This window comes from Pseudomonas sp. GZD-209 (assembly GCF_049310485.1).
In the GTDB taxonomy this organism is placed as follows: domain Bacteria; phylum Pseudomonadota; class Gammaproteobacteria; order Pseudomonadales; family Pseudomonadaceae; genus Aquipseudomonas; species Aquipseudomonas sichuanensis.
The window spans coordinates 18,249-27,549 of sequence record NZ_JBMOWQ010000245.1 but is presented as its reverse complement, the minus strand read 5'-3'; the positions used below and the strand labels follow the sequence as shown (position 1 = coordinate 27,549).

General features: G+C 66.9%; 12 protein-coding genes and 1 pseudogene. 3 read left to right on the top strand and 10 right to left on the bottom strand.

The genetic code is table 11. The features are described from left to right. Positions 1–87 precede the first annotated feature (87 nt). The 9 genes from ACO6VM_RS24380 to nrdR all read right to left on the bottom strand — a co-directional run bounded on the left by ACO6VM_RS24380 (position 88) and on the right by nrdR (position 6,800). Complete coding sequence (locus tag ACO6VM_RS24380; protein WP_401058000.1) at positions 88–828, bottom strand: substrate-binding periplasmic protein; 741 nt, start codon at positions 826–828, stop codon at positions 88–90. A 17-nt stretch (positions 829–845) separates the two neighbouring features. After that, positions 846–1,349: a phosphatidylglycerophosphatase A gene (locus ACO6VM_RS24375; protein ID WP_023632630.1), complete on the bottom strand. Its 504-nt coding sequence runs from the start codon at positions 1,347–1,349 to the stop codon at positions 846–848. Further along, positions 1,346–2,302 (bottom strand): thiamine-phosphate kinase, encoded by a 957-nt coding sequence (thiL, locus tag ACO6VM_RS24370; protein ID WP_401057998.1) that lies wholly within the window; start codon positions 2,300–2,302, stop codon positions 1,346–1,348. The genes ACO6VM_RS24375 and thiL overlap by 4 nt, the downstream gene beginning before the upstream one ends. A 17-nt stretch (positions 2,303–2,319) precedes the next feature. After that, the gene (gene nusB / locus ACO6VM_RS24365) at positions 2,320–2,820 is read right to left on the bottom strand and encodes a transcription antitermination factor NusB (RefSeq protein WP_110993353.1); all 501 of its coding nucleotides are present in this window, start codon (positions 2,818–2,820) and stop codon (positions 2,320–2,322) included. Next, positions 2,817–3,293 carry a 6,7-dimethyl-8-ribityllumazine synthase gene (ribE, locus tag ACO6VM_RS24360; RefSeq protein WP_110993352.1) on the bottom strand — a complete coding sequence of 159 codons (477 nt, stop codon included), beginning with the start codon at positions 3,291–3,293 and terminating at the stop codon, positions 2,817–2,819. Before ribE ends, nusB begins: the two co-directional genes overlap by 4 nt. A gap of 91 nt (positions 3,294–3,384) precedes the next feature. After that, positions 3,385–4,476 (bottom strand): bifunctional 3,4-dihydroxy-2-butanone-4-phosphate synthase/GTP cyclohydrolase II, encoded by a 1,092-nt coding sequence (gene ribBA, locus ACO6VM_RS24355; protein ID WP_110993351.1) that lies wholly within the window; start codon positions 4,474–4,476, stop codon positions 3,385–3,387. Positions 4,477–4,494: 18 nt separating this feature from the next. Beyond that, positions 4,495–5,160, bottom strand: coding sequence for a riboflavin synthase (locus ACO6VM_RS24350; protein ID WP_011531966.1), 666 nt, complete (start codon positions 5,158–5,160; stop codon positions 4,495–4,497). A 42-nt stretch (positions 5,161–5,202) separates the two neighbouring features. Next, positions 5,203–6,333 carry a bifunctional diaminohydroxyphosphoribosylaminopyrimidine deaminase/5-amino-6-(5-phosphoribosylamino)uracil reductase RibD gene (gene ribD / locus ACO6VM_RS24345; RefSeq protein ID WP_401057995.1) on the bottom strand — a complete coding sequence of 377 codons (1,131 nt, stop codon included), beginning with the start codon at positions 6,331–6,333 and terminating at the stop codon, positions 5,203–5,205. A 2-nt stretch (positions 6,334–6,335) separates the two neighbouring features. After that, positions 6,336–6,800: a transcriptional regulator NrdR gene (gene nrdR / locus ACO6VM_RS24340; protein WP_016393425.1), complete on the bottom strand. Its 465-nt coding sequence runs from the start codon at positions 6,798–6,800 to the stop codon at positions 6,336–6,338. A gap of 96 nt (positions 6,801–6,896) precedes the next feature. Here nrdR and ACO6VM_RS24335 point away from each other — a divergent pair, with 96 nt between their 5' ends. From ACO6VM_RS24335 to trxA, 3 genes and pseudogenes are all read left to right on the top strand, one after another. Beyond that, complete coding sequence (locus ACO6VM_RS24335) at positions 6,897–7,349, top strand: YbaY family lipoprotein (RefSeq protein ID WP_258644362.1); 453 nt, start codon at positions 6,897–6,899, stop codon at positions 7,347–7,349. Then, positions 7,350–8,009 carry a class I SAM-dependent methyltransferase gene (locus tag ACO6VM_RS24330; RefSeq protein ID WP_125857273.1) on the top strand — a complete coding sequence of 220 codons (660 nt, stop codon included), beginning with the start codon at positions 7,350–7,352 and terminating at the stop codon, positions 8,007–8,009. 28 nt (positions 8,010–8,037) lie between these two features. Continuing rightward, positions 8,038–8,820 (top strand): annotated as a pseudogene (gene trxA / locus ACO6VM_RS24325) (thioredoxin); the annotation flags it as partial. 61 nt (positions 8,821–8,881) lie between these two features. On the opposite strand, the gene ACO6VM_RS24320 reads toward trxA, so the two are convergent. Beyond that, on the bottom strand, positions 8,882–9,226 hold the full coding sequence (locus ACO6VM_RS24320; RefSeq protein ID WP_401057992.1) for a hypothetical protein: 345 nt from the start codon (positions 9,224–9,226) through the stop codon (positions 8,882–8,884). Between the last annotated feature and the right edge of the window lie 75 nt (positions 9,227–9,301).

Genomic DNA, 9,301 nt, shown 5'->3' with positions numbered 1-9,301 from the left:
GTTGTCTTTTTGCCTCCCCCCCCCCCCCCCCCCCCCCCCCCCCCCCCCCCCCCCCCCCCCCCCCCCCTCTCCCACGTAGCTCCGCCATCAATGCGGCTGGCTGTCGGCGCTGAACGGATACGGCTGCTTCCAGCGCTCGAAGATCGGCTTCAACTCACCGCTGCGCACCAGCTCGGCCATGCGCTTGTCGAACAGCGCACTCAGGGCCTTGCCCTGCTCGCTACGGGTAAAGGCCAGGTACAGCGGCAGTTCGGCGACGTGGGTGCTGCGAAAACGCTCGGGGTGTGGCGACTGCCCAAGCACGTAGTCGACTTCGGTCTGCGCATCGATGTAGAAGTCCACCCGGTCATGCTCGAGCATCGGCAGGATGCCCTCGCGGCGCTGGACCTCACGGAAGTTGTGCACATTGGGCAGGTAGCTGGCGTAGTCATAGCCGCGCACCCAGGCCAGGCGATACTGGCCGACGTTCTCGGGCGTGGGCTGAGCCTTGCCGGCCAGGCCCAGGGCGTAGATGTGGTCCATGTCGAAGTGCCAGCGCGGGTAGAGGTTGTCGTCGCTCTCTTCCTTGTACGAGCCGACCCAGGCATCGGCCTCGCCACGCCTGACCAGGCCCACTGCACGGCTGTACGGCGCGCTTTGGGTGACGACCTTGACCCCTGCCGGCTCGAACACCTTGCGCAGCACGTCCCAGGCTACCCCGCTGCCGTCGGCGTTGGTGTAGTCGAGCCATTCCTCGCTGACCAGGCGCACCTGCGCGGGCGTCTCGCGGGCCATGGCGGCCGGGGCGACGAGCAGCATCAATGCCAGTACAACAGTCCTCACGCCCATCACAACACTCCTGTGTTTCAGGCCACCGCCCACACCAGAACCTGCATGCCCAACCAGGCAAATACGCCGGCCAGGATATCGTCGAGCATGATCCCGAACCCGCCATGCACATGCCGGTCGACCCAGCGGATCGGCCATGGCTTGAGGATGTCGAAGAAGCGGAACATCAGGAACCCTGCGAGCAGCCACTGCCAGCCTTCCGGCACCAGCCACAGGGTGATCCACATGCCGACGATTTCGTCCCAGACAATGCCTTCATGATCGTGGACGCGCAAGTCATTGGCCACTTTGCCGCACAACCACACACCGAACAGCATGCTGATGCCCAGCAGCAGCCAGTAGCCCCAGTCGGGCAGCATCTGCCACAGCGGAATGAACGGCAGCGCCACCAGCGAGCCCCAGGTCCCGGGGGCCTTGGGCAAGGTGCCGGAGCCGAAGCCGAAGGCGATGAAGTGCCACGGGTTGCGCCAGACCGAAGGCGGAACGAACTCCGCAGGCACCTGGTTCGGGTGGTCGGTCACGGTGTCTCCCTGAAATGTTGATAGCCCCGCTGTTGCGGGGTGATGTCCCGGCCCTGCGGGTCGCGCAGGGTCACGCCCTGGCCTTGCAGCACATGGCCGATCACGTGCACGCCAGCGCCCAGGGTCGCCAGGGCCGCCTCGGGTACGGTGAACGCCAGCACGTAGTCGTCGCCACCGGTGAGCGCCGCGTGCAACGCCCCCTCATGGCCGAGCAAGGCCTGCAAGGCGCCGGACACTGGCACCTGTGCCAGGTTCACCTGCAATGCCACGCCGGACGCCTTGGCGATGTGCCCGCAATCGGCCAGCAGGCCGTCGGAGATATCCAGCGCCGCCGTGGCCAGGCCACGCAAGCGCTGGCCAAGCTGCAGTTGCGGCAGCGGCGACCAATAGTGCTCAAGCAGCGGCCCAGCCACCTCGTCGATGGCCTCGCGTTCGCCCAGCACCAGCGGCAGCGCCCCGGCCGCATTGCCCAGATCGCCGCCGACACACAGCAGGTCGCCCGGGCGCGCGCCACTGCGGCGCAGCGCCTGGCCGGCCGGCACCCGGCCGAACACGGTCACGGTGATGCTCAGCGGGCCACGGGTGGTGTCGCCGCCGATCAGGCTGATGCCGCAGCGCCGGGCCATGCGCCCGAGGCCGTCGGCGAAGCCTTCGAGCCAGTCGGGGCCGACCTGGGGCAAGGTGAGCGCGAGGGTGAAACCGATCGCCGTGGCGCCCATGGCCGCCAGGTCGCTGACCGCCACGGCCAGCGCACGCTGGCCGAGCAGCAAGGGGTCGCAGACTGCGGGGAAATGCACACCGGCCACGAGGGTGTCGGTGGAGATCGCCAGCTGCTCGCCGGCGGGAATGTCCAGCAAGGCGCAGTCGTCGCCGATGCCCAGGGCCACGCCTTCGCCGCCCTGCGCACAGGGCGCGGCGGCGAAGTAATGGCTGATCAGCTCGAACTCACCCATGGCTGGCAGGCGCGCAATCAGCGCTTGTTCGCCTTGACTTCTGCCTCACGCAGACGCGGAGCCAGCTTGTCCAGCACGCCGTTGACGAACTTGTGACCGTCGGTGGCGCCGAACACTTTTGCCAGCTCCACACCTTCGTTGATCACCACGCGGTACGGTACGTCGGCGCGCATGATCAGCTCCCAGGTGGACAGGCGCAGAACCGCCAGTTCGACCGGGTCGAGCTCTTCGAGCGGGGTGTCCAGGCAAGGCTTGAGTGCTTCGTCGATTTCGCTCTTCTTCGCCGGGACCCCGTGCAGGATCTCGCGGAAGTAGGCGCCGTCGATATCGGTGAAATCGTTGTCGACCCGGAACTGCGCTTCGACCTCGTTCAGCGAATGCTTGGCCATGTGCCACTGGTAGAGGGCCTGGGTGGCGAGCTTGCGGGCTTCGCGACGCTTGGCGCTCTTCGAGGGCTTGCCGGCATCCGCAGGTTTCGGATCGCGCGGGTTGAAACGATCGCTTTCGTCGCTAATCACTTGGCCTCCAACTGCGCCAGCAGGCTGACCATTTCCAGAGCGGACAGGGCAGCTTCAGCACCTTTGTTGCCGGCCTTGGTGCCGGAACGCTCGATGGCCTGTTCGATGGAGTCGACGGTCAGCACGCCGAAGGCCACCGGAACACCGAACTCCATGGACACCTGGGCCAGGCCCTTGGTGCACTCGCCCGCCACGTATTCGAAGTGCGGGGTACCGCCACGGATCACGGCGCCCAGGGCGATGATCGCGTCGTAGTTGCCTTGCTGGGCGACTTTCTGTGCCACCAGCGGGATTTCAAACGCGCCCGGGGCACGGATGATGGTGATGTCGCTTTCGCTGACGCCGTGGCGTACCAGGGCATCGACTGCACCGCTTACCAGGCTTTCGACGACGAAGCTGTTGAAGCGGCCAACCACCAAAGCATAGCGACCTTTGGGGGCGATGAAGGTACCTTCGATGGTCTTCAGGGTCATTCTTGAGTTCTCATCTTCAAGAGCGAGGCCGCGCTGTGGCGGCCTCGGGAGGGTTTTGACTCGAGTTGGAAGGCGATCAAGCCGCCTCAAGTCACTCGGAGGGCACGTATTCTACAACTTCCAGATCGAATCCGGATATCGCATTGAACTTCATTGGCGAACTCATCAGGCGCATCTTGCGCACACCGAGGTCGCGCAGGATCTGCGAGCCGGCGCCAACGGTGCTGTAGGTGGTCGGTGCCTTGGGTTGCGCATCGCCCGCGCTTTCGCGGATGTGCGCCAGCAGCACGTCGCCGTCCAGCGGGTGGCCCAGCAGCAGCACCACGCCGCTGCCAGCTTCGGCCACGGCGGCCATGGCCGCGCGCAGGCTCCAGCGGCCCGGCTGCTTGACCATCAGCAGGTCGCGCAGCGGGTCCATGTTGTGCACCCGTACCAGGGTCGGCTCTTCGGCGCAGATCTTGCCGAGGGTGAGGGCCATGTGCACGTCGCCTTCCACCGCGTCACGGTAGGTGACCAGGTTGAATTCACCCAGCTCGCTCTCGATAGGCTGCTCGGAAACCCGCTGAACGGTGCGCTCGTGGATCATGCGGTAGTGGATCAGGTCGGCGATGGTGCCGATCTTCAGGCCGTGCTCGGCGGCAAACACTTCCAGTTCGGCGCGACGCGACATGGTGCCGTCGTCGTTCATCACTTCGCAGATCACCCCGCTCGGCTCGAAACCGGCCATGCGCGCCAGGTCGCAGGCGGCTTCGGTGTGGCCGGCGCGGGCCAGGGTACCACCGGGCTGGGCCATCAGCGGGAAGATGTGGCCAGGGCTGACGATGTCTTCGGCCTTGGCGTCCTTGGCAGCGGCGGCCTGCACGGTGCGCGCGCGGTCGGCGGCGGAGATGCCGGTGGTGACACCCTCGGCGGCCTCGATCGACACGGTGAACTTGGTGCCGAAGCCGGAACCGTTGCGCGGCGCCATCAGCGGCAGCTTCAGGGTTTCGCAGCGCTCGCGGGTCATCGGCATGCAGATCAGGCCACGGGCGTGCTTGGCCATGAAGTTGATGTGCTCAGGCAGGCAGCATTCGGCCGCCATGATGATGTCGCCTTCGTTCTCGCGGTCTTCGTCATCCATGAGGATGACCATTTTGCCCTGGCGGATGTCTTCAACCAGTTCTTCGATGCTGTTGAGCGCCACGCGGCACCCCCTTCTCAATCAGGATTTCAAGAAGCCGTTGGCGGCCAGGAAGCTTTCGGTAATGCCACTGCCCTTGCTCGGCTCGGCAGCCTTGTCGCCCAGCAGCAGACGCTCCAGGTAACGGGCCAGCAGGTCGACCTCAAGGTTCACCCGACGCCCTGCGCGGTAGTCGGCCATGATGGTTTCGGACAGGGTGTGCGGGACGATGGTCAGCTCGAACTCGGCGCCATCGACTTCGTTGACCGTCAGGCTGGTGCCGTCGACGGTGATCGAGCCCTTGTGGGCGATGTACTTGGCCAGCTCTTTGGGTGCGCGTACGCGGAACTGGATGGCGCGGGCGTTATCGGCCCGCGAGACGATCTCGCCGACGCCGTCGACGTGGCCGCTGACCAGGTGGCCGCCCAGGCGGGTGGTGGGCGTGAGGGCCTTTTCCAGATTGACCCGGCTGCCGCTCTTCAGATCGACCATGGCGGTGCGCTTGAGGGTCTCGACGCTGACGTCGGCCCAGAAGCCGTCGCCGGGCAGTTCGACGGCGGTCAGGCACACGCCGTTGACGGCGATGCTGTCGCCGAGCTTGACGTCGCCCAGGTCGAGCTTGCCGGTTTCTACATAAACGCGCACGTCACCGCCCTTGGGGGTCATGCTGCGGATGGTGCCGATGGATTCGATGATGCCGGTGAACATGCTGTTCTCCTCAAAGACAGGCTGCGCGGGGCAAGCCCGGCATTATACGCCGGGGGCCGGCAGGGGGATGGCAGTGACTCGCCAGTCATCGCCGACTGCGCGCATTTCGGTGATCTTCAGCCGCGGCGCCTCGCTCATCTGCGCCAGCGGCCAGTCCAGCAGCGGGCGGGCAGCGGAGCCGAGGAAGGTACCGGCGACGAACAGCTGGAACTCGTCGACCAGGCCCTGGCGGGCGAAGGCACCGACCAGACCGGCGCCCGCCTCCAGCAGGATTTCGTTGACGCCGCGCTCGGCCAGGGTACGCAGCAGCGCCGGCAGGTCGACCTGGCTAGCGCTGCCGGGCAGGTTGATCAATTCATGGCCAGCGGCGGCATAGCGCGGATCTTCACCGGCGGCGGTGATCACCAGCGCCGGGCCGGCCTGGAAGAATGGCGCATCCAGTGGCAGGCGCAGGCGGCCGTCGATCAATACCCGCAGCGGCGGGCGCGACATGGCCAGGGCCGTGAGTTCGGCGTCCAGGCCCAGTTGTTCAGCGCGTACGGTCATCCGTGCCTTGTCCTGCAGCACACTGGCGGCGCTGGTCAGTACCACGCTGGAGCGCGCGCGCAGGCGCTGCACCGCCGAGCGGGCGGCGGGGCCGGTGATCCACTGGCTTTCGCCGCTGGCCATGGCGGTGCGCCCGTCCAGGCTCATCGCCAGCTTGGCGCGAACGAACGGCAGGCCGTGCTCCATGCGTTTGAGGAAACCGGGGTTGAGGGCACGGGCTTCGGCTTCGAGCACGCCACTGGCCACTTCGATCCCGGCTTCCTGCAGGCGGCGCAGGCCATTGCCGGCCACTTGCGGGTTGGGGTCCTGCATGGCCGCCACCACCCGCGCCACACCGGCCTTGACCAGCGCCTCGGCGCACGGCGGCGTGCGGCCATGGTGGCTGCAAGGCTCGAGGGTGACGTAGGCACAGGCGCCACGGGCGCGCTCGCCGGCCTGGCGCAGGGCGTGGACTTCGGCATGGGGCTCGCCGGCGCGCACGTGCCAGCCTTCGCCGACCACCTCGCCATCGCGCACGATCACGCAGCCTACGCGTGGGTTGGGGTGGGTGGTGTAGAGGCCCTTGCGGGCCAGTTCCACGGCCCGGGCCATGTAGTGGGCGTCGAGAATGGCGGTTTGGCTGGTCATGCTTACTCTTTGGCTGGCTCGCGGGCCAGGCGGTCGATTTCTTCGCGGAACTCGTCGAGGTCCTGGAAACGCCGGTAGACCGAGGCAAAACGGATATAGGCGACTTCGTCGAGCTTGCGCAGCTCGGCCATCACCAGCTCACCGACCACCAGAGACTTCACTTCACGCTCGCCGGTGGCGCGCAGGCGGCTCTTGATATGCGCCAGCGCCGCTTCCAGGCGCTCGACGCTGACCGGCCGCTTCTCCAGCGCGCGCTGCATGCCGGCACGCAGTTTGTCTTCATCGAAGGGCTGGCGAGTGCCGTCCTGCTTGATCAGCCGTGGCAGAACCAGCTCGGCGGTTTCGAAGGTGGTGAAACGCTCGCCGCAGGCGACGCATTCGCGACGGCGACGAACCTGTTCGCCCTCGGCGACCAGGCGCGAGTCGATGACCTTGGTGTCGTTGGCACCGCAAAACGGACAGTGCATGGTGGCAGGCAACAAAAAAAGGGAGGGCCATGGTAGCGCATTGCACTGGCAAGACAAGCTACCATCCATGCAATTCTGCCCGCCAAGGACTACACCATGCACTATCGAGCGCTCGTCGTGCTGTGCGCCGCCGCCCTGCTCGCCGCTTGCGGCAGCGACCGACCAAAGCCTGAGCAGGCCCCGGCGCCCGTGCCGGCCAAGGTGGCGAAGAAAGCCCAGCCACTCGGCCCGCTGCCGGCCTACCAGCGCGAGTTGAGCGGCACGCTGATGGAGATCCCCGCCGGCGCCGACGTCGAACTGGCACTGCTGGTCATCGACGACCGTGGCCGCCCGCAACAGCTGCTGGCCAGCAGCACCCTGACCGGCACCGGCCAGGCCCTGCCCTACCAACTGCGCTTCAACCCCGAGGCCTTCCCCGCCGGGGCCCGCGTGGAGCTGCGTGGCCGTGCCAGCCAGTCCGGCCAGTTGATCATGCACCTGCCACCGGTGCGCATCGCCCAGGCCGAAACCCAGGCCACTGGCCCGCTGCGTTTCGAAAAGGCCCCGTAAATGGCACCGCACGCCCTGCAACAGGCCCTGAGCGGCCTGATCGGCGAAGCGCGCCTGGTGGTCAGCGAGCTGCCTGGGTGCGCACTGAAACTCTGGCTGATCGACGACCAGAACATGGACCGTGAATTCAGCAGCGAGGAAACCCGACGCATCCTCGAAGAGCCGCCCTACTGGAGCTTCTGCTGGGCCAGCGGCCTGGCCATGGCGCGCTACCTGGCCGAGCGCCCGGAGTGGGTGCGCGGCAAGCGCGTGCTGGACTTCGGCGCCGGCTCCGGCATTGCCGGCATCGCTGCGGCCCGCGCGGGCGCGCTTGAGGTGGTGGCCTGCGACCTCGACCCGCTGGCCCTCGACGCCTGCCGCGCCAACGCCGCGCTCAATGGCGTGGCGCTGAACTACAGCAGCGACTTCTTCGCCGAGGCCGACCGCTTCGACCTGATCCTGGTCGCCGATGTGCTGTACGACCGCGCCAACCTGCCGTTGCTGGATGAATTCCTCAGCCGTGGCCGCCAGGCACTGGTGGCGGATTCGCGCGTGCGCGACTTCAGCCACCCGCAATACCGCCCGCTGGGCGTGCTCGAAGCCCTGACCCTGCCGGACCTGGCCGAGCCGCACGAATTCCGCCGGGTCAGCCTGTACCACGCCAGCCGCGAGCCTTTATAGTGGGGCATTCACGTTTGCGAGAGTCACGATGAGCCAGGAAACGCAGTACATCTTCGATGCCACCGATGCCACCTTCCAGCAACTGGTCATCGAGAACTCCTTCCACAAACCTGTCCTGGTCGACTTCTGGGCCGAGTGGTGCGCGCCGTGCAAGGCGCTGATGCCGCTGCTGGCGAAGATCACCGAGGGCTACCAGGGCGAGCTGCTGCTGGCCAAGATCAACTGCGACGTCGAGCAGCAGGTGGTGGCCCAGTTCGGCATCCGCAGCCTGCCGACCGTGGTGCTGTTCAAGGACGGCCAGCCGGTCGACGGTTTTGCCGGTGCCCAACCCGAGTCGGCCATCCGCACCATGCTCGAGCCCCATGTGCAGATGCCCGCAGCGCCAACCGCCGCGCCACTGGAGCAGGCCAAGGCGCTGTTCGCCGAGAGCCGCTTCAGCGAGGCCGAAGCGCTGCTGCAGGTGCTGCTGGGTGAAGACAACAGCAACGCCGAGGCGCTGATCCTGTACGCCCGCTGCCTGGCCGAACGCGGTGAGCTGGGCGAGGCGCAAGTGGTGCTGGACGCGGTGAAAACCGACGAGCACAAAGCAGCCCTGGCCGGCGCCAAGGCCCAGCTGACCTTCCTGCGCCAGGCCGCCAGCCTGCCGGAAGCCGCCGAGCTGAAAAGCCGCCTGGCGCAGAACCCGCAAGATGACGAGGCCAGCTACCAGCTGTGCATCCAGCAACTGGCGCGCCAGCAGTACGAAGCGGCGCTGGACGGGCTGCTCAAGCTGTTCCAGCGTAACCGTGGCTACGAGAACGGCTTGCCCCGCGATGCATGTGCTCACCCCACCCTGAACCCGTGGGAGCGGGCTTGCCCCGCGATTCGTGTGCTCACCCCACCCAGTGATACATCGGCGCATCCACGCCGCTTTCCACCTTCACCTCACTGCTGTGCCGCAGCCGCACCAGCAGGCGCTTGCCCGCCGCCGTGCTGCCGGTCAGCCCTTCCAGGCGATCGAGCAACTCGGGCCCGCTCATCTGCCCGGCCTGGCGCAACACATCACGCGCGGCCATCCACTGCCCGTCATCCTGGCGCGGCACGGGGCTGGCACTCACCGGTGTGTTTTCGACCAGCGCGGGCTGCTCCAGCCCACGCCCCAACTGCGCCCACTCTTCCGGCGCCAGTTCAATGGTCAAGTCCACCGGCCATTCACCGATCTGTCCACGAATTCTCACGCTGCCTTCCTCGTACCAGGGCTGAATGGCGTCATGCTCCCACGAACATGAAACCTGTGCCAGGCAGACTGGCGA